We start from the raw sequence: 22,508 nt of genomic DNA, 5'->3' as shown, positions 1-22,508 counted from the left end.
ATGCACAGAATAAAAATGTAGATTAGAGTTAGAGTAATTGTATGGAATTATATAGGACTTACAAACAATGCAAAAGAATGATTTATTTGCAAAAGTTTAAAATAAATCTAATGGATGTTTTTTAAAGTATAGGTAATAGTAAAAAGTTTAATTAATATATTTAGTTTAAAGGGTACTGATTTATTTTACCCTTATATCTCATTTAAAGGATGTAATAAGAGACTAAGAATTTACTATTATATTGAATTGCTTTATTTGAATTAAATTCAATAGATTAAATGCAGTATAAATAGTCATTTTAAGAACAAAAAACACTAGAGATTAATCTAGTGTTTTTAAATTTAATTAACTTAAATTATTTATTTAAAACTTTAGCTTCAATATCTAATAGTTTTAAACCATTTTTAATAACTTGGTTTACACATTGTAATAGATGCAATCTTTGAATAAGTAATTCTTTGTTTGATTCATCTATAATTTTTACTTCACTATAGTAAGAGTGTAATAAGTTTGCTAGAGTGTATAAGAAGATAGGAATTTTATGAACTTCATAACTTTTAGCGATATTTGCAATTGTTTGTGGATAATAGAACAACATTGCAATCATATCTTTTTCTTTTAAGTTTGTTAATAAGTCAGTATTGTAAGATTTGCTTTCCTTTAATAAAGATTCATTCTTTTCTAGAATCTTTTGAATACGACTATATGCATATAGAACATATGATAAATTAGAAGTAGAATCAGCAGAAGTGAATTTTTCAACATCAATTTCAATATGGGATTCAGCAGCTTGAGAAATTAATTCTCATCTTGAGTTATCAACACCAATTGCATTGATTAAATCTCTTAGTGTAAGTGAATTACCACTACGCTTTGACATTTTGAATTCTTTACCATTTTTAGTTAGTTTTACCATTTGCATTACAATTACATGCATGATGTCTTTTTTGAACCCTAAACATTGCAAAGCAACAGTCATACGGTCTACATAAGAAGCATGGTCTGCTCCTCAAATGTTAAAGATTTTATCTGTTTTTAATCCATTGATAGTTCTTGTTGCTTTGATGTCATGGTAAGCAATATCTGGCATGAAATAAGTAAATGATTTATCACTCTTAACAATTACACGGTCTTTATCATCTCCAAACTCAGTAGTTTTAAGTCATAAAGCTCCATCTTTTTCATAAACATATTTACCTAATTTTTTAATAGTAGGATCAACTAGTTTCATTTCATAAATTTTAGATTCTGGAAAGTATCTATCAAAATGAACACTAAAGTCTTTTAAGTCTTTTTTAATGATGTTCATTAATTCAGTTTTTGAGAAATCTCTAAAGAAATCAAAAACTTTTTCATCTTCAATTTTTGTTGCACTATATTTAACATTAACAAATTTATCTTTATGTTCTTTATAAATTAATTCAGCTACTGCAATTGGTTCACTACCTTGGTAAAAGTCTTCTTCCATTTGGACATCTTTACCACATTTTTGTAAGTATCTGTAAAATACTGACATCCCTAAGTTATTAATTTGGTTTCCACCATCATTAATATAGTATTCTTGTTCAATTGTGTATCCATATGCTTTTCACACATTTCCAAGAGTTTGTCCTAGTGCTGCATTTCTAGCATGTCCTATATGTAAACTACCAGTTGGGTTTGCACTTACAAACTCAATGTTATAAGCAACCTTTTTAGGTTCAAAAATACCATATGTATCTTTATCTTTATTAATTTGTTTAAATAAATCAGATTTAACTGAGTTTGATAAAAAAACATTTATATATCCTGGTTTTACAGCTTCAGTTGATTCAAATAAATTTGTCTTATGATTTTTTAAATATTCACAAATTTCTTCAGCTATTAAGATTGGGTTCTTTTTTAATTTAGAAGCTAAGATCATTGCAACATTTGAATAAAAATCACCAAACTCTATACTTTTTGCTTTATCTACTACAAAGTCATTTAAATCAATTGTTATTTTAAATTTATCTTTTACAGCATCTTTAATTAAATCTTTAATAGATGCTATTATCGTGGTTTTTATCATTTTATCCTCCTTTTTTGGTTCATAAATTTAAATAAGTCTTTTTTTAGACATATAAATTATAAACAAAAATCTCAGTCCTTAATTTGTTGTTTTACTTTGACTTAAATTTTTTATTACACAATAGCTAAAAAATATAGAGTGAATTTTGGTTTAAACCAATAAAAAAACCACCCTTTTCAGGATGGTTTTAAAATTATTCTTTGAATTTTTTAAATATTAACTAACAACAAATGTTTGTTTTTGTCATTCTTCATATTTTTCAATTGATCCAAATTTTTTAATATTGATATGGTTTTCAATATAAATTGGAGCAAATGTTAATCCAGCATATAAGAATAAAGTAACAACTAACATTATTCTAGATACTACTATATCAGTGTATGAACCACCTGCAGCTGCAACAGCAGCAGGATCAACATGAGATAATAAGAATAAATCAATAATTGGTAACAATACTGTTACACCTAATGAAATTCCAACTGTAATAATAGTTATAATAGCAGCTGGCTTAAAGTATGATTTTTGATCAGTTACTACTTTATTAGTTTTTCTGTTTTTTAACCCACCATAAACAGAAACCATAATGAATGCAAATGTGAATAAAGCAGTTCAGTTAGCCATAAGGTCTGCAAATGTATATAATTTATCCATTCCAGCTCCATAGCCTACACCATAGTTATCTATATACCCTAATGCTCCAATTAAAGTAAATACAACAACTACTGGTGCTGAAATTACTAATGCATAACAAACACCAACTATTGGTTTGTTATCATTTAATTTGTTTAAATATTTGTGTGCAAAAGGTAATTCACCTTCTTTTAATAAATCTTCAGTGAATCTTGGTCCTCACATTGAAAAACCATTAATAATACCTAATACACCAATTGCAATACATAAGTTAATAACACCAAATAAGATATTAGCAACCTGTGTTCCAAATTGGTTTTGCATAGTTTCTTGCATTCCATAGAAACTACCATCACCATTGATTGACATTGAAATTGCAATTATTAAATAAATTGCAGTTGTAATTCCTAAACCAATTAAGATTGCCATTGGAGTTTTCTTAGGTTCTTTCATTTCTGATTGAATTCCAGCAGCTACATAGAATCCATCATATGCAAAGAAAATTGCTCCTATTGCTAAGAATAAACCTAATCCTGGTGCAAATGTTTGTAAGCTAGCACCACTTGCGATTGTTTCAGTAGTTGGTCTTACAACAGTTGCAGATGCTGAACTACCAGCTAAACCAACTAATACAAACCCTACAACAGCAACAAATGCTAATGGTAAGAATTTAATATAAGTTACAACTTTATTTTGGATGTTACCAGCTTTTGAAGAAAGCCCACTTATTACAATAAAATATCCACTAATCATTAATGAAATGATTGTTCAAATTACTCAGTCAGCACCTGTTCCAAAAGTAAATGGATTAGTTGCTCCCTCAGTATTCACATTAATTAATGCCCCCAAACCATCTTGCAGTGACATAATCACATATAAAGGCATAAAGAAGTAAGTTAATGGTAGATAGATATAGAACATAAAGTTCTTTGAGGCTTTGAACATTGTTTTTCCACAGAATACTTTTGCTCATCCAATTAATGATAAGTTATCATTACGAGCAGAAGAGATTTCAACTAAAGCTAGGGCCATAGCAATAACTGAAATTGCAGCAATAACTCAACAAAATATTGCTAGCACTAATGAAGATTGAGATAGTGATAAAACACTAGATGATTTAAAGAATATCCCAGCACCAATAGAACCACCCATTACTATCAACATAGCAGAGAAGAATGAAATCTTCTTACTTGTTGGAGCTTGAGAAATTCCACCAGCATTTTCTTCTTTAGTAAATGATGTAGTTTCTGAAATTGTTTCAGTACTACTATTAGAAGAATTGTTTTTCATTTCTATTCCTTTCTTTTTAAATTATTAAGCAATTATTTTTGTACCACTTAATCCTTTTAAAGCATCTTCAACTTTTGAAAGATCAGCAATAATTGCACTACGGTTTGGATGACCATTTACAAATCCCATAGCTGCTTTAATTTTAGGAAGCATACTTCCTTTTGCAAATTGGTCTTGGTTAATAAAGTTATTTAAAGCTTTAACATCAACAGTTTTAAGTGCTTTTTGAGTAGGTTTATTAAAATCTACATAAACATAATCAACTGCAGTTAAAACAACAAAGATATCTGCATTTACAGCATCAGCAATTTTTGCAAGTGCAAAGTCTTTATCAATTACTCCATCAACTCCAATGTATTGGTTATCTTGAATAATTGTAGGAATTCCACCACCCCCGCCAACTATACAAACACAACCATTGTTTACATTTTGTTTAATAGCATCAATTCCAATAAAGTCTACTGGAATTGGGCTAGCTACAACTTTTCTAAATCCACGGCCTGCATCTTCTACAATTACTGAATTTGGGTTGTTAGCTTCAGCAATTTCTTTACTTGAATAGAAAGGTCCAACAGGTTTAGTTGGATTTTTAAAAGCTGGATCATTTGCATCAACAATAGTTTGAGTTAAAAAATATAAAACATCTTTTTGTATATTTAGTTTTTTTAATTCATTACTAATTGCTGTTAACATGTGATATCCAATGTATCCTTGAGACATCCCACCAGCTTCAGCAAATGGAACTAGTGCTGTTTTTTCATTTGCTTTTTTAGCATCAGCAAATGCATTAAAGATCATTCCAACTTGTGGGCCATTTCCATGACCTACTATTACTTCATGACCTTCTTGAATCAATGCAGCAATTTTAGCTGCAGGGATTTTTACTAATTCTTTTTGTTGACTAGGGTTATCTCCCAAAGCATTTCCACCTAAAGCAATAACAATTCTAGACATAATATAATTCCAAAATTATTAAATACTAGTAACCAATTGTAGACAGAATGATAGCTTTAATAGAGTGCATTCTGTTTTCTGCTTGGTCAAATGCTTTGTTGTGAAGTGATTGGAAAACTTCATCAGTAACTTCCATTTCACCTTTTGCAACAATTGGGTATTTAGCACCTAATGTAGTTGCAACTTCTTTTGAGAATGATGTGTGGTCATCATGGAAAGCTGGTAAACAGTGTAAGAAAATAACATCATTTTTTGCAGCTTTAATCATATTCATATCAACTTGGAAGTTTTTAAGTTCACCAATTCTTTTATCAAATAATTCAAATGGTTCTCCAAGAGATACTCAAACGTCTGTATAGATTACATCTGCATCTTGTGCAGCTAAAATCTTATCAGTGCTAAATCTTAATGAACCACCATTTCTTTTGAATAGTTCAATACATTTAGCTAATACATTTTTGTCTATTTCATTTTTATAGTTGTCTGGCCCACACATTACAACATGCATACCATTGAATGCAGCACCAATCATTGTTGAAACACCAACATTGTTTTTATAATCACCAATGAAAACAATTTTTTTATTTTTTAAATTTCCAAATTTTTCTTTCATTGTCATAAAGTCAGCAATGATTTGAGTTGGGTGTTCATCATCTGTTAACCCATTTCAAACTGGAACTCCAGAGTATTTTACAAGTGCATCAACATCACTTTGTGCAAATCCTCTAAATTCAATTCCATCATAGAATCTTCCTAATACTTTTGCAGTATCTTCAATAGATTCTTTTTTACCCATGTTAGATCCACTTGGCCCTATGTAAGTTACTCCTGCTCCTAAATCACTTGCAGCAACTTCAAATGCACATCTAGTTCTAGTTGAGTCTTTTTGAAATAAGATAGCAATGTTTTTACCAACTAATGGTCTGTTGTTGATGTGAAGACCTTGGTATTTTGCTTTTTTAAGATCAATTGATAAATCAATTAAGTGTTGTACTTCTTCTGTGGTGAAGTTTAATAAACTATCTAAACTTCTTCCTTTTAAATTTACTGGCATTTTATTTTTCTCCTATATATTTATTTTTTTAAATTTTCTCTAATTAAAGGCATAGACATACATCTTGCACTTCCCATACCTAATGAAAGTTGAGAACCATTGAATGAAAGAACTTTAATTCCAGCTTCTACTAAAGCTTTTTGAGTTTTTTCATTTCTTTCATATCCTACAACTACACCTGGTGCAATTGTTAAGTAGTTAGTTCCATCAAAGTGAGTTTCAATATCAATATCTAATTGATTAGCACCTTTTCCAGCAATTGGAATTAAGATTGGTTTCTTATCAATAATTGAATATAAAACTTCTTCTAATGTTCCTTTCTTTTCAACAAATTTAACAGGTTTAACATTTAGATCAATTTCTCAAATCTTTAATACATTCATCATGTTAGGTGAGTATAAGAATTTGTCATAATCTAACATTGTTAATCAAGTATCTAAATGCATTAGATTTGGCATTGGGGGAACATTGATTACTACAATTCTTTCAAATGTACAATCTTTGTTAGCTTGGATATTTTTTGCAACTGATTCAATTGCTGCAAAATTAGTTCTTTCTGAATTTCCAATTACTAATGTTTTACTGTTGTAAATAAAAATATCCCCACCTTCAATAGTTCCGTTATTTCCAACGATATCGAAATATCTTGGTGTATTTTTGTATTTAGGATTATTTGTAAATACAAAACGACTAAAAATAACTTCTCTTTTTCTGGTAGGGTATTTCATACAATTAATAGATACACCATTTCCCATTGATGCAAATGGATCTCTTGTAAAATACAAGTTAGGCATTCCGTCAATAATTAATGGATTATCTTGTTTAATGTTTAATTCATTTGCTAAGATTCCAGACATCATTTTTCTTACCATTTGAACTGTTGGGAAACTTAGTAAATAATCTTTTACCACTGGTCGTATTTCTTTTTTAAGAACAGGTAAAGCTTCATCCAAGTATTGTTCTATGAATGAGTTTCGGACTTCTTTAGAACAAAGTTCATAAGTCTCTGCAACTAAGTCACATAACTGAATTACTTTGATGCCATTGTTTTGCAAAATTTTCACAAAACCTTTGTGTTCTTCGATAGCTGTATCTGCTTTTAAAACAGCAGAAAACAACAACTCTTCAAGTCTTGAAGGAGCTGTATATCTTATTTCATCACCTGGGGTGTGAACAAGAACTTCTTTTAATTCACCAATTTCACTATAGACATTAATTCCATTTCCAAGTGAATTTTTATCAATACTACTCATTTTGCCTCCTATAAAAATAGAAATTTGAGTGCATAGGCTTGGCAACCTATACAATTTTAATATACTCCTATTTTGGGGTTTGAAATAAATCTTATTTAAAATATTTAGTGCAATTGTAATAACCAAGTTTTTAATTTATTTTTATTTTTTATTAATTGCAATGCTTAAATTGTGAAATATTTTGCATCTTATCTTGCACTAATTATAAAAAGTTAAATCAAATGTATTAAGTTTGTTAATTTAGTAAAGTTATACTTTGGGTAACAAGGTATCTTACTAAATAACAGGTAATTCATATGAATTTTAAAAATAAGAAAAATATTATTAAAATGCTATCATTGTCTCTAGTTGGAATAACAATTGCTATCCCTTTAAGCTCATGTGGTTATAGTAATAATGCTTTTAATTATGATGCTAATCAAACACCATCAAAAGATTTTAATAATGAAAATAATAACAATAATAATGGATCATCAAATAATTCTGGAATATTAGATGCTAGTATTGTTGAGTCAAAAAAGGTTCAAAATAATTTATCATTACAACAAGAAAATCCAAATGATTTTGGGCTAACTCAAAATTATTTGGATTTTGCTAACAATGGTAGTTTTAATAAATACTTAGGAGATAAATCTATTATCTATGAAGATATCTTGGGGTACTTAAATTTCTTATATTATAAAAATAATAAGCAAATTTCTTTTACTAATTCAAACATTAAAGATCTTAAATTTTTAGAAGTTGATGCTAGCAATAAACTTATTTTAAACAAAAGTAAAATCAGTTTTGAACTTGTTGTTACAGTTTCTACTAATGAGTTATCTGAATTTGTAATAGGGGATAAAAAGTTTAATTTAGCAAAAGATCATAGTTCTACTCTAATTATTAAATCAGTAGATCAAACCCTAAAACCAACTATAGAAAAGCAAGGTGAAAAATTTTATTTAGGATGATTTTTAGATAAAGTTAGTGTTTCTTTTAACAATCAAGATTTTGAAATCTTAAATTTTAAACCTACTGCAAATTCATTTTCAAAAGCATTTTATTTTTCTTTTAATAACTTATCAGATAAGCAATCATATTTTGATTTAAAAGAAAAATATCAAAAAGATTTTGAGAATCAAATTTCAAATGAAAGTGTTAAAAAAGACTTAGAAGAAAAAATAAATTCAGAAACTGCTTTGTATTTTGATTATATGGACATTGCAAATAATTTAATTAATGAAATTGCAACTGATCAACCAGTGAATTATCTTGTACAAAAAGCATCTGTGTATTTAATTGATATAGTGACAAAAATAGGAATTATACCTCAAGGAATTGATGCTATTTTAAAAGAGGCAATAAAGATAGATGGTTCAAACAAATCATTAACTTTATTGGAAGTAATTGTTAATAATAAAGAAAAGATTTTATCTATTCTTAAATCATATTTAGGCAGTGCTTATGACATTGTAGAACCTTTATTAATTAATTTACAAATTAATATGAAAGAAGACAATCCAAGTTATAAATTACTTTTAGAATATGTTAATCAATTTGTTGGTAAAGATGACCCAATCAGAAAATTAATTACAGGTGATATTTTAGGAGTTACTTCTAGTGCAAAAAGTTTATTTGATATTGTTTGAAGTAATATAGAAACCATTTTAAATAAAATTAAAGAAGCTACTCAAAATGATAAAACATTAACATCATTAATTAACTTGCTAACAATTATTTTTACAAAAGATTCAACATCTAATCAATTTGTTTCTATTTATGATTCATTATTTAAAAGTAAAGAAACAAAACAAAAATTTATCAATTCAATAGTAAGTTTATTACCTGCAAATATTAGTGAATACTTAAATATTTTAATTATTGATAATAGTGCAGTTAATAAAGAACTCATGTTAAAAATAACTAAATCTTTTGCTAATTTTTTCAAAGGATTATATGAGCATAAATCAGATGCTGATGATACAACATCATTTGACCAAAGATATAAAAATTTAAGTTTTACTAAAACTTGAGTAACTTCACCAACTGTTACTAAAAAAGATGTTATTACAACAACTTTTAATTATGAAATTAAAGCTTCAATTATTAATGCAGTTGATTTAGATATTAAACCAATTAAAGAAATTATCACACAAGATGCTTTTAATAAAATTGTAAAGAAATTAGCTAATCTTACAGGTGTAGTTGCAACTGTTGCTGAAAGTCAGATTTATCCTGAATTGAGGAAACACCTTTTAAATTATGTTCCTGATGTTTTTAAATTTGGAACTAATGGAGAAAATACAAATGCATTAATTTTCACATATAGTGGTAAAGATGAGCAGATTTGATTTAACCTTGATAAAAAAGGAATTGATTTTTACTTAGGATTAAGCATTGGATACAATTTAAATATTTTTTATGATGATCCTCAATTATGAAAAAATATTGCAAGTTCTAATAATTTTAATAAAGAAGTTTTTGAGACAACAAAAACTGTTGCACTTATTGTAAAAGTTAATTTCAAATTTTGATATTACAACTTCTGGAAAAGTATTTTACAAAATGTATTAATGAGAAGTTATGATATAAATTCAAGATTTTATATCTCTGATTATTCTACAAAAATTGCAGATTACTCAAACTATAATGAGAACTATTATTACACTAATTTATCTTTTGTTAATAATGCTAATCAAGTAAATGTTAGTGAAATCAAAACATTGTTTGATTTATCAAAGACTGGAAATTTTAAAGACCAAGTTAGCACAATTAAAAATGATAAAGTTCAAAACCCTAATACTTTAAATTGAGGTAATAAAGCAACTGAAGAAGTAAAAGGTATAACTCCATTAACAAGTGAAAGTAATTTAAAAACTATCAAAGAAAAAATGTTTTCACTAACTACAAACAACTCTAGTTTTATTTTAACTAAATATAATCTTGATTATTCTTTTAATACTTTATTTAATTTCTTAGCAAAAATAGAATTTCAGGTTAAAGCAAGTGTTGGAAATGTTGATGTTCATCCTATAATTTCTTTTAATATTTCAATGTTTAAATCTAATTTATATTTTCCAGTTAATTTTTATGATGAGACTAATAAAAAATTAATTACTAATTTTGAAAAAACTTATTCTGACATTTCATTTAATGCTCAATTATAAATTATCTTATATCTAAGATATCTAGAACACACATAGATAATCACTCAAACTAAGCAATGTTTGAGTGATTTTATATTGTGATATTTGTTTTATGAAATTCCTAAGTTATACTTTAATTTACCAATAATTATTTTTAGGAGATTTCATAGTGAAATTGAAAAATAAAAGATCTTTAATTAAACTATTTTCTGTTTTTCTAGCTGGAGCTACTATTGCAATCCCACTAAGTTCATGTAGTTATAACAATAATGATTTTAGTTATGATGCAAGTCAAACTCCTCCTAAAGATTTTAATGATTCTACAAATAGTGATAATAACAATAATGGTTCGAATAGCTTTGGAACACTTGATGCAAGTATTGTTGAATCTAAAAAGATTGAAAGTAATATGGTTTTAGTTGAAGAAAAACCCAATGAATATGGGTTAACTCAAAACTATAATGATTTTGGAATTAATGGTGATTTCTCAAAATATTTAGGTGATAAAGCAAAAATCCCTGAGGATATTTTAGGTTATTTAAACCATTTATATTATGTGAATAATAAAACTGTTTCTATCACTAACTCTAATCTTAAGAAAGTAAGTTTTACAGAATTAGATTCAAATAATAAACTTGTTTTTAACAAAACTAAGATTAGTTTCGAATTAGAAGCTAAAGTAAGTTCTAAAGAATTATCTGATTTTGTAATAGGGGATGAAAAGTTTTCTTTACCAAAAGATACTAGTCTTACTTTAACTATTAAAGCTGATGAACAAATTCTTAAACCAACTATTCAAAAGCATGGACAAAAGTTTTATCTTGGATGAGTGTTAGATAAAGTTTTTGTTTCTTTTAACAATAAAGATTTTGAAATCTTAAATTTTAAACCAACAGAAAATTCTTTTTCTAAAGCATTTTATTTTTCATTTAATGACCTATCAGAAAAACAAACATATTTTGATTTAAAAGAAAAATATCAAAAAGATTTTGGACAAAGCATTAATAGTGAAAGTATTAAAAAGTATTTAGAAGAAAAAATTAATAGAGAAACTTCTTTATATTTTGACTATATGGATCTAGCAAATAATTTAATTAATGAAATTGCAATTGATCAACCTGTTAATAAACTAATAGAAAAGTCTGCTTTATATTTAATTGATATCATTACAAAGATAGGCATTATTCCTGATGGTATTGATGCAATTTTAAAAGAAGCAATAACAGCTAATGGTTCATCAAATTCAAACACATTAATTCAAGTAATTGTTAATAATAAAAACAAAATTTTATCTATTCTTAAATCTTATTTAGGAAGTGCATATGATATTGTTCAACCACTATTAGAAAACTTAGAAACCAATATGACAGCTGACAATTCAAGTTACAAATTAATTATGGAATATGTTGGTCAATTTGTGGGTAAAGATGATCCTATTAGAAATTTGATTACAGGAGATATTTTAGGAGTTACTTCACAAGCAAAAAGTTTATTAGATATTTTATGAACTAATTTAGATACAATTTTAGCAAAAATTAAAGAAGCAACTAAAAATAATCCAACTTTAACTTCATTAATTGATTTATTAACAATAATCTTTACAAAAGATTCATCAGCTAATGAATATGGATCAATTTATGATTCAATGTTTGGTAGTGATGAAGCAAAACAAAAAGTAATTAATGCTATTAAAAATTTGTTACCAGCTAATGTTGGTGAATACATTGATATTTTGTTTGTTAATAACAAAAGTTTTGATAAAACAAACTTTCAAAAGATAATTCAATCTTTTGCTAACTTCTTTAAAGGTTTGTTTGAATATAAAACAGAATCAACTGATAAAACATCATTTGATCAAAGATATAAAAATTTAAGTTTTGCAAAAACTTGAGTTAATAATCCTGTTGTTAATAAGCAAAACAATTTAATAACAACTACTTTTAAATATGAAGTTAAAGCCTCTATTTCAACTGCTGTAACCTTAGATATGGTTCCATTAAAAAATATTATTTCACAAGAATCATTTAATACTCTTATTAATAAAATAGCAAATCTTTCTGGAACTAATGCATCACTAGCTGAAAGTAATATTTATCCAGATTTAAAAAAATATCTTTTTAATTTTTTACCTGATAACTTTGTGTTTGGCGGGAATGGAAAAGATACTAATGCATTAATTTTTACATACAGTGGTGATAATGAAGAAATATGATTTAGTCCCGAAAAGAAAGGATCTGATTATTATTTAGGTTTTAGTGTTGGATATGGTTTAAATATTTTCTATGATGATCCAAACTTATGAAAAACCATAGCTTCTAATAGTAATTATGTTAAAGGTGTTTTTGAGGCAAGTAAGAGAATACTTTTAATAGCAACAGCTAAATTTAAATTTTGATACTATGATTTTTGAAAATCAATTTTCCAAAATGTATTAATGAGAAGTTATGATATAAATTCTAGATTTTATATATCTGATTATTCTACAAAAATTGCAGATTATTCAAGTTACAATCCTAACTATTATTACACTAATTTATCTTTTGTTAATAATGTAAATAATGTTAATGTAAATGAAATTAAAACTATGTTTGACTTATCTAAAGCTGAAAATTTTAAGGAAGAAAACAGTAGATTTACTGATGAGCAAGTAAAAGATTCAAATACATTAATGTGAGCTAATAAAGATTCTGAAGTTGTAAACGGTATTATGCCAGTTACAAACCTAACAAACTTAAAAACTATGAAAGATAAAATGTTTACTTTCTCTGATTTAAATTCTAACTTTAAAAATCTAGAATATGGTTTGGATTATTCATTTAATACACTATTTAATTTTTCAACCAAGTTAGAATTTCAAGTTACAGTTTCTTTAGTTAGTGTTGATGTTCATCCAACAATTTCTTTAAGTGCTGGCTTATTTAAATCTAATCTGTTTTTACCAGTTAATTTCTATGATGTAACTAATAAGAGATTGGTAAATAATTTTTCTAAGAATTATTCTGATTTTGTATTCAGTGTAAGTGGAGTTTAGTTAGTTTAACTTTAATCTTTAGCAATTATTTAATAAAAATCTTGAGTAAATAAAACTCAAGATTTTTTATTGTCCAGAAATTAAAAATTAATAAGATTAGTTGTTTTTAATAGAATTTAAGTAAGGAGAATAGTGACATGAAAATATCATCCTTAAAATGAATTGGCCTAAGTTCTTTCTCTTTAGCCATCATTACTTTAACTCCTCAATTATTTTTAACAGCAGTTAAAAATGAAAATTTTAATTATGATAAAAGCACTTTAAATTCAAATTCTTTAAAAAATACTAAAGCTACAAACTCTACAGAAAAATGAATAGAAGAAATTAAAAAACCTGTTAACAACACTAATATTCAATTGGTTTTTACTAGAGATGTAACTTTGGTTTACCAACAATCTTTAATTTTTACTAACTACTGAATTGAAGAAGATAATTTCAAAAATGCCACAACAAGTGATTCAAATACTGAACCTAGAATTGTATGACTTGCAAATCAAACAGATGTTAATAATAAAAAATGGAATTTTGATTTTTATAATTTATCCCCTGCAAGTAGCAAAGTTAAATTAATTACAAATACTAATTTTAATAATGGACCTGATTTAAAGTACTCTAATTGAATTGATGATCAAATGTTAGATGAATTAGTATCTTATTACACTACTAAAATTTCAAGTAGTGTTAAATTCGATTTATGAGTTTCAGATATTAATATTGAAGATTTATGAAAAGGTGATAATAGTGTTAGCTTTTATAATTTTTTAAAATATGTTAATAAAATCAACATAATTTCAGATGGTAATTATCAAACTATCTTTTTTGCACAATACTTCCAAGATAGAACTAATGAATCAAATTATAAACAACTAACTTCAACTGAAGCTAGTAATTTAATAAAACAATATCAAACAGATACTAATAATTCACTCTATTCTAAATTTCAAAACACTAAGATTTATGATTTTTTATTAGCAAGTGATTTTATAACTATGTTTAATGTTGAATCATATTCAAATTCACCATATTATCTGCTAGGTAACAATTCTGTCTTTTATGATGTTTATCCAATTGATTATGATTATTACAATATGGGAAAAACTTTTTTTGGAAGTGATGCAACAAAATTTAATAGTTTTATTAATAGATATCAATCATTCTTTAATTTTTCTTCAATTCACTCAATTACAGATTTTTTTGAAAGAAATGCAATCAGTTATAGTTCTAGTAAGAAAAATATTATTTGAATAGGAGATTCTTTAATTACAGATCCATCTGAAATGTATAGTCAAAGACAAGAAGAACTACAGGCTCTAACTACTGCAATGCTAAAAAAATATAAACCAAGTGAGTACAACTGAATCATAAAACATCACCCAAGATATTCAGTATCAGATCAAGAAGCATTAATTGATTATATATTTCCGAATAACTTTAATCCAATTACATTTAAATCATTTCCTTGAGAAGTGTTTTTATCTTGAGATAACTATCAACAACAAACGAATCAAAATTATATTCCATTCTTTGATAAAGATTTAGTAAGCAGTTTTTATTTAAGAACAAGTTTGGTAGGTTTGCAGTATTCAAGTACTGTTATAGAAACAACTTATTTTTATTTAACTAATACTCACAAGTGAAATCAAAGTTTAGCCTATGAAACTGTAAATGCTTCTAATTTTCCGGTTCCTGCTACTTTTAATGTGGTAAGACCAACTCAATCTTATGATTATTTACCACTTCAAACACTGTCAAATAATTTAAAAAGAATTGAAGAGTCTCATGAACCTTTTTATCAATTAAATGTTTTTCCAAACTATAAACAAGATATTATAAGCATTAAAGACTTTGCTAATAATCTAGGAGTTTCATATAAATACCCAATAAAAGAAGATAACACCATCAAAATAATTTTAGGAGTATTAGTTCCAAGTGTAATCATAATTTTAATTGCAATAACTACATCTATAGTTTTGGTAAGGAAAAGAAAACAAAAAAATAAAAAAAGTAATATAAATAAAATTGAAGAGATAACTTCTAATTAGGAGTCTACTATGTCTAAAAAAAGAAAATTATTATTTATTATACCTTTAGGAATTTTTGCCATTGGTGGTCCAATTGTTTTAACTTCTTGTAAACCAGACCCCGCAACTTATTTTGCAAATAATAAAGAAGAAACAAACCCACAACTTCCAGACTTTAGTGGTGGTTCTGGAAACAACAATAATAAACCAGGGGGCAATTTTTCTGGTGGTGGAGATGAAAGACCATATTAATAAATTATATTATCAAGAAAATACTTGAAGCATTAGGTTGTTTTAAGTATTTTTAATATACCACATTTTGATTTTTTGAATCGTCAAAATTAATAATATTTTATAACTTGTTATTGTTAATAAATGTTAGATATTTGAAGGTGTGAGCTATTTTAATTTAGATAGAAAGGCTGGTTTAATTAATAATTAAATTAAAGAGGACAATAATTAGAAATTAGGTATCTTCTTTTTATAGTCTATTTTGCAAAAATATAAAATTTAACTATTAGTTATTTTTGTGCTAGATGTCCTCTTTAGAAGGGAGGACATTTAAATGGCTTCTAAAAAAGTAAAATGAGCTGCTTTTGTTTCAACCATTTTATTAGTTGGTGGAATTGTTATTCCTGCACCAATAATAGCCACAGAAATTTTTTGAGCAAATTATAAGTCCAAAAATACAAATTATGATATTGAATATCCCTTACCAGAAACTGGAAGTGATGTTTCAACTTCAATTGCTACATGAGGAGTAAATGAAGATAGAATTTCTTCAAACCCTGAAGATAACTTAAGATTTCAAGAAGCAATTGAAAACACATGAATGTTTGCAGGTGGAAGTGATTTTTATTCAAACTTTGACATTCTTAAAAGTAGAAAAAACTGAATTGGATTATTTGATGAAAACTTAAGATGAAATTTTAAGATTAGACAAAATTCAGATCCATCTACTTTATATTCAACAATGGCTAGATTCGTGATCAATGTATCAAAACCAAATCAAACTCTTAAAGAACTTAATGATAAGTTTGCTTATAAAGTGAGCAGAGTTGATCCTAAAAATGTGGTAACAATAGTTGGTAAAGAATATATTGAAGCAGCTGATGAATATGAATCATTAGTTGCATTTGAAAATGATTTAACAACATTTATTAAAAACTCTTTAACACTAAGAGAATCAACTTCAACAGTTTCAATTATTAAACATTGAAAGGTTCCTTTAAGAGATTACAAAGAGGATAAAACATTTAATACTAAGGTTGATAAATTCAACAATGTTGTTAATAAAGTTTTATACAACTTATATATTGATGATGAATATAGAGACAGTTTAACCAGAGTTAAAGTAATTGATTGAACAGATATGTTTATGGACAATTCTACATCACAAGGTGAATGACCATTTGATGAAGATAATAATATTAAATCACTTGTTGCTCACAATAAATTGGGTCGTCAATTTATGCTGGCATATGATAATGGGGTTCCTTGAACTCAAGGGCAGTTAGATCCTTCGAGTAATACTTATGGTGATTTTAGTAATTCTTATACTGAAGCTACTACAATGGATGCTGCAGTTGATACTAGAAAAAACCATTTATCATTAGGTAAAATTACTCAAACTGAAAATACTAGTACTGTTACATATAAAAACCAACCACTAGTAAATTTAACAGTAGAAGTTCCAAATGCAATTGAAGGACAATATTTAAAATATAGCTTAGAAATTACTGATTCTGGTTTAACTATTCAAGACTATTCGTATGTTTCAAATGGTGCAATTACAATTGATAACATTGCAAAATATGACACAACTGTTGTAAGTCCATATTCTGGAGTTAACTATACAAATAGTTTTGATTTAACTGTATTTGATATTGATGGATTAGTTTATAACCGTGTTGGTGGAACTTTAGGAGATGATGCAAGTATTTATAATATTGGTTCAGAAGATGATCCTTCTTATAAATCAAATTCATCAAGTGATTCTACTGTAATAACAAGTAGTGCTTCTACAAGCGCATCAACTAGTAATAATTCACAAGATACAACTTCTACTATATCAGTTGCTAAACAAAGATTCTTAGAAAAATTTAATGATAAATCTAAGCCTATGGTTTGAGCTTGAATTGGTGATAGTGTAGACCATGGTGTTGCATTTGATTATGGTTTTGATAATTTCTCTGAAGTTGTTCAAAAATCAGTTCAAAGTGATTGAGGTAGATGAGATGACATTTTTGTTAATGGTGCAATAAGTGGAGATTTCACTAACAGGGCAGTAGATCCTTATATGCTTCATTCTAGAATTACAAAATATGCTCCAGATGTTTTGTCAATTGGTTTAGGTATTAGTGATAAACAAAACATTGTTAACAATGGACAACAAGTATATTCAGGTAAAGAACAATTTCAAAATAATATGAAAACTTTGGTTGAAACTGCAATTGCTTCTAATCCTGATGTAATAGTTGTCATAAATGGTATTAACCCAACAGGATTTAATGGAAGAACTGGAGTTCCTGCTGAATATAATAATTATTTAAAAGAAATCTTTGATGGAGAAAACAATCAATATCCAAATAATGTTATTTACAATGGAGAAGTTTTTGAGGCTTTAGAAAGCATAAAAACTAACTATCCATGATTATATGGATTAACTTATACTGGTGCTCAAGTAACTGCAACTAATTACAACTGATTTATGTCTAGAGATAAATTACATCCAGGTGGAGGAGTGAATCTTATTAAAGGAAAAACATTTTTATCATCACTTGGAATTAATGTAGAAGACAGTTATTTGGATAGTTATCAAATAAAAGCAGGTAACCCTTTAACTACAACTGCATCAACAGGAAAAATTGATGTTACAGTATCAACTGGAAGCAGCTATGCTGTTCCAAATATAAAAACTTGACTGTCTAGTTATCCAATGGGTGGTAATAGTAATACAAAAAGTGAAGGCAATGTAGGTTCATTATATTCAACAATATATAGAACTGATGTTGAAGATGATAGAACATATTTCCTACATCCAGGATATAAAAGTTTAGCTGTTAATGCAACTACAGCAAATAATCCAAACAACTATGTATTACCTTATCTAGAATCTGGAACTTATACAATGTCTTCTTGAGCAATTTCAAGATTAATAACTTATACATTTAATTCTGCTGGTTATTATGATGCAATTGACACTACATTCACAATTAATTAAGGATTAACTATGTCAAACAATAAAAAAATATTTAATAGTAAACAAAGAAAAAATGTCATTGATGAAATAGAAAAAGATTATTTGTTGAATGGTCAAGAAAATAAAAATAAAGACATTAAATCAAAAGATAAAAATTCTAAAAATGAAAAAGCAGAACCATCATTAATAAAACCAGATTCTTTAGATGTATCTAAACAAGATAAAAAAAGTGATGAATCATTAAATCTTGAAAATAAGGAAAATGAAAAACCTAGTTTATTAAAAACCAAATTAAATAAAGAATCTTCAAGTGAAAATGAAGATTTAAGAACTATGTTTAAAAGCACAGAAGTTGAAGATGAAATATTAAAAAACAAAAGAAATAAAAATAGCTTAAAAATAGATCCAGTAAAAGTTTCTGATAAAAATGAAACTTTATTATCAAAAGAACCAAAAAGTGAAATTCCAATTAATTCTTTATCTGAATCAGTTAAACCAGAACCAGAAGTTGAACCTGATATAAAGATTGTTTTAGAAAAAAGTGGATCCTCCAATATTAATGTTGAATTAATAAAAGAGCCTGACAAACCAACTGCACAAATCCAATTAACAGATCAAAAAGAAACAAAAGTAAGCACTATACCAAAATTTAAAGATGCTATCCAAAAGAATTTCAATTTAACTAAATATGGAAAAATGGAAACTAATTTATCTTGATTAAAGATATTAGCAATTCTATTAGTAGTATTAACGCATACTATTCAATCACCTCTTGGATGAGCTTCTAACAATGGTGGGTCAATTGAAGCGCTATATCCAATAATTGGAAATAATGCCTATTATCTTCATTTCTTTCAAATTCTATCAATCCCTTGTGTAAATATATTTGTGGTTATCTCCTGTTTTTTAGAGAACAAACCACTCAAGATTAAGTTTTATAAATTAATTAAATTATATTTACAAATTACATTCATCTTATTAATGATGACTGTGTTTAAGTGGATTGTGTGACCTACTAAAATTAGTTATGAAGATTGGATTGATTCAATTATTTGATTCTTCATTGAAGACCCTTGATACTTTACAGCTTACTTTGCATTCTTAATGATAGTTCCATTTGTGAACTATATGTTTAAAAAACTTACAAAGAATGGTGTTAATATCGCATTCTTAGTAGTAATGATTGTTTTCATTTTATGAAAACTATTGGCTATGTTTGCAGGTAGAGGTTTATGAGATAGCTCTCTTGGAATTTTTGGAAATTATGGAATAAGAGATGCGGTTACAAACAGAGGTTACAATGTTATTAACTTCTTAGTAATTTATGTAATTGTGCAATGACTAATTGTTCATGACTTCTTTAGAAGATTTAAATGATATGGATGAACAATTACATATTTAGTAACTTTTGGAATTCAATACTTAATGATTGTTTGAACATACTCAAACATGTTATATGAATATTCAAATCCTTTTGTTATTCTTTCAGCAATTTCATTATTTGGAATGTTCTACAATATGAAATTAAAAAAGAAAAATGAATATGTAAATTATTTATCTACATTAACTTTATTAATCTTCTTGTTACACTGAAATCAATTAGGAAAAACATTCATTATGTATAGTTCTGCAGACTCTGATCTTGGTGATATGTGATTAAGTTACATTATGAGAACTTTAATGAGACAACCAGTTGTGTTTATGACTGGAGCTTGGGTAGCTGAACCAAACTTATGAGCAGTTCATGTATTGTTGATATTTGCATTATTAGCAACAGCACTATTTATGATGTCTCTTATATATGATTTATTAAGTAGATTGATTACTGCTTTACCACCTTGAAATGCATTTGTGAATATGAGTAAGTCTTTATTAATGCTAGAAAGATATGAGGTTTTATTTGTAGATGATCAAAAGAAATAAAATGAAAAAGAATTGATTGTTAGCATTAAGTTCTCCTCTTTTAGTGGTTCCAATTGTTTTAACAAGTTGTACTAAAACTGAAGAAGAAACTTCTGTTTATAAAAAAGATGGTTTGTACTCACTTAATAATAATTTAGGAACAAAAATACAAAGTGCAATGCAAAGTGGTGAGATGAATAATAACTTTGGATTCTTTGGTGGTAATGATTTATTTAATTATGATATTTATCAAAATAATGCTTACAGATCTTATGTTGATTTATTCTCAGATTACATGAGATACAATGGGCCTTATAAATTAGATAGTAGTCCTTATCAATTTGATACTGCTTCTAAAAGAAGAACAATTGGATCAAGATTTGTATTTGACTTAAGTTCTAAAGATCAAACATTAGCTACAATTGTGAATGATTATAATGGTTTAGTAAAAGACAATAATATTAAAACTTCAGTGTTAGTTGTAGATTCAGCTGATATTAATAATTTAAGTACTGAAGGTGCAACAACAGAATTTGAAACCAATCTAAAAAGATTTATTTTAAATGGAACTAGTCAAAATAAAAATAAAGGAATGGTAATTATTCAAAAGCACTACAAGACTAATGATTCTAGCTTTAATAACTCTGTAGATTTAATAAACAGCATAATTGATAAAGTAGTTTTATCATTTGCAGATGATGCTGATCTGTTTAGCAGAATTGGTTTAGTAGATGTTTCAAAAAATACTGATAATGCTAACTTTAAATCTATTGGAATAAATTCAAGTAATTTATTAACTCCATATGGAACTTTAGAATTGCTAAATATATTTGTAGATTCTTTGTATCCAAAGCATACTTCAATTGCTGAATGAACTTCTAGTGTTGATGATATTAAAGCAGATGTTATTAACCAAACAATTACAAAAGAAACTTCATATTTGCAAACTGCAGATTCTACTAAAGTTATAAATTTTAAAAATTATTTAAGTAACAATTCAAAATTAAAATGAGCATTTGTGGGTGACTCATTAACTAATGGAAGTTATTTCACTAGAGGTTATAGTGGATTATATGAATACTTTAAGTGATATTTAAAACATGACTGAAATAGACCAGATGATTTGGTAGTAAACATGGGAATTCACTCTAACCAATACTCATTAGAATATAGTAGTCAAAACTATGGATATAACTTTTTAGGATATGCTCCAGATGTTGTTCATTTATGAATGGGGATTAATGACATTTATTATGAATCAACTGCTTCTAAAATTACTAATACTTACTTTAGTAATTATCTAAATAAAACTTTAACTGATTTAGAAAGTGTTAATAAAAATGCTTGAATTGTGGTTTCTACAATTCCTACTCCAAAATCAGATACAGTAACTAATGAAATTAAAACAGCAATTGGTAATGCAAATGTTGCTATTAAAAACTTTGCTAAAAGCAACTCAAAAGTAATCTTGAATGATTTAGCAAGTGTAGTAGATAAAGTTTTAGAAATAGATCCAAATTATCAATCAAATATTTATGCTTCTGATTTACTACATTATCAAAGCACTGCATATGTTACATTTGCAAAGAACTTACTAACAGTTTTAGGAGAAAATTTTCCAGATCCTCCAAAATCAGAAACTGAAGATGAAAGCACAACTACTACATTAAATTCAAGAATTGAAACTATATTAGATTCTGTACAAGGTAAAAATTAATAAGGAGAAACATTATGTCAAAGAAATGAAAATTTTGGCTGTTAATACCAGCTATAGTTACAGCAGCTAGTATTCCATTAGTTTTAACATCTTGTGCAGATCCAGCTTTATTTGATTTAGATCAAAGAAACAATATCTACAATGAACAAGATAATCAAAATAATGGTGCTAACTCTAATAATGGAAATTCTAATTCACCTGGTGGAAACTTTTCAGGTGGTGGAGATGAAAGACCATATTAATTTCAAAGTGGTCAATCATTAATTTAAATACAAA

Annotated in this window: 13 protein-coding genes; 8 read left to right on the top strand and 5 right to left on the bottom strand. The window is 26.8% G+C overall.

What is annotated here, in order from left to right:
- Positions 1–355 precede the first annotated feature (355 nt).
- The 5 genes from argS to MYPE_RS03155 all read right to left on the bottom strand — a co-directional run bounded on the left by argS (position 356) and on the right by MYPE_RS03155 (position 7,231).
- A complete protein-coding gene (gene argS / locus MYPE_RS03175) occupies positions 356–2,050 on the bottom strand; it encodes an arginine--tRNA ligase (RefSeq protein WP_011077434.1) in 1,695 nt (564 codons plus the stop codon).
- Between the two features lie 216 nt (positions 2,051–2,266).
- Positions 2,267–3,970 carry an APC family permease gene (locus MYPE_RS03170; RefSeq protein WP_011077433.1) on the bottom strand — a complete coding sequence of 568 codons (1,704 nt, stop codon included), beginning with the start codon at positions 3,968–3,970 and terminating at the stop codon, positions 2,267–2,269.
- 24 nt (positions 3,971–3,994) lie between these two features.
- Positions 3,995–4,924 (bottom strand): carbamate kinase, encoded by a 930-nt coding sequence (gene arcC, locus MYPE_RS03165; RefSeq protein WP_011077432.1) that lies wholly within the window; start codon positions 4,922–4,924, stop codon positions 3,995–3,997.
- A 25-nt stretch (positions 4,925–4,949) separates the two neighbouring features.
- Positions 4,950–5,978 carry an ornithine carbamoyltransferase gene (gene argF / locus MYPE_RS03160; protein ID WP_011077431.1) on the bottom strand — a complete coding sequence of 343 codons (1,029 nt, stop codon included), beginning with the start codon at positions 5,976–5,978 and terminating at the stop codon, positions 4,950–4,952.
- A gap of 20 nt (positions 5,979–5,998) precedes the next feature.
- Positions 5,999–7,231 (bottom strand): arginine deiminase family protein, encoded by a 1,233-nt coding sequence (locus MYPE_RS03155; protein WP_044891275.1) that lies wholly within the window; start codon positions 7,229–7,231, stop codon positions 5,999–6,001.
- Between the two features lie 296 nt (positions 7,232–7,527).
- Here MYPE_RS03155 and MYPE_RS03150 point away from each other — a divergent pair, with 296 nt between their 5' ends.
- The 8 genes from MYPE_RS03150 (at position 7,528) to MYPE_RS03115 (ending at position 22,474) form a co-directional block, all read left to right on the top strand.
- On the top strand, positions 7,528–10,380 hold the full coding sequence (locus MYPE_RS03150) for a P116 family lipid acquisition surface protein (RefSeq protein ID WP_011077429.1): 2,853 nt from the start codon (positions 7,528–7,530) through the stop codon (positions 10,378–10,380).
- Positions 10,381–10,528: 148 nt separating this feature from the next.
- On the top strand, positions 10,529–13,390 hold the full coding sequence (locus MYPE_RS03145; protein WP_011077428.1) for a P116 family lipid acquisition surface protein: 2,862 nt from the start codon (positions 10,529–10,531) through the stop codon (positions 13,388–13,390).
- Between the two features lie 137 nt (positions 13,391–13,527).
- Positions 13,528–15,432 carry a hypothetical protein gene (locus MYPE_RS03140; RefSeq protein WP_011077427.1) on the top strand — a complete coding sequence of 635 codons (1,905 nt, stop codon included), beginning with the start codon at positions 13,528–13,530 and terminating at the stop codon, positions 15,430–15,432.
- Positions 15,433–15,441: 9 nt separating this feature from the next.
- The gene (locus MYPE_RS03135; RefSeq protein ID WP_011077426.1) at positions 15,442–15,663 is read left to right on the top strand and encodes a hypothetical protein; all 222 of its coding nucleotides are present in this window, start codon (positions 15,442–15,444) and stop codon (positions 15,661–15,663) included.
- Between the two features lie 313 nt (positions 15,664–15,976).
- The gene (locus MYPE_RS03130) at positions 15,977–18,634 is read left to right on the top strand and encodes an SGNH/GDSL hydrolase family protein (RefSeq protein WP_011077425.1); all 2,658 of its coding nucleotides are present in this window, start codon (positions 15,977–15,979) and stop codon (positions 18,632–18,634) included.
- Positions 18,635–18,643: 9 nt separating this feature from the next.
- A complete protein-coding gene (locus MYPE_RS03125) occupies positions 18,644–20,536 on the top strand; it encodes an acyltransferase (protein ID WP_011077424.1) in 1,893 nt (630 codons plus the stop codon).
- Entirely contained in the window at positions 20,520–22,232 is a 1,713-nt protein-coding gene (locus MYPE_RS03120; protein ID WP_011077423.1) for an SGNH/GDSL hydrolase family protein, read from the top strand. The genes MYPE_RS03125 and MYPE_RS03120 overlap by 17 nt, the downstream gene beginning before the upstream one ends.
- A 14-nt stretch (positions 22,233–22,246) precedes the next feature.
- A complete protein-coding gene (locus tag MYPE_RS03115; RefSeq protein ID WP_011077422.1) occupies positions 22,247–22,474 on the top strand; it encodes a hypothetical protein in 228 nt (75 codons plus the stop codon).
- Positions 22,475–22,508 lie beyond the last annotated feature (34 nt).

This window comes from Malacoplasma penetrans HF-2 (genome assembly GCF_000011225.1).
Lineage (GTDB): Bacteria > Bacillota_I > Bacilli_A > Mycoplasmatales > Mycoplasmoidaceae > Malacoplasma > Malacoplasma penetrans.
This window is presented reverse-complemented; position numbering and strand designations above follow the sequence as displayed.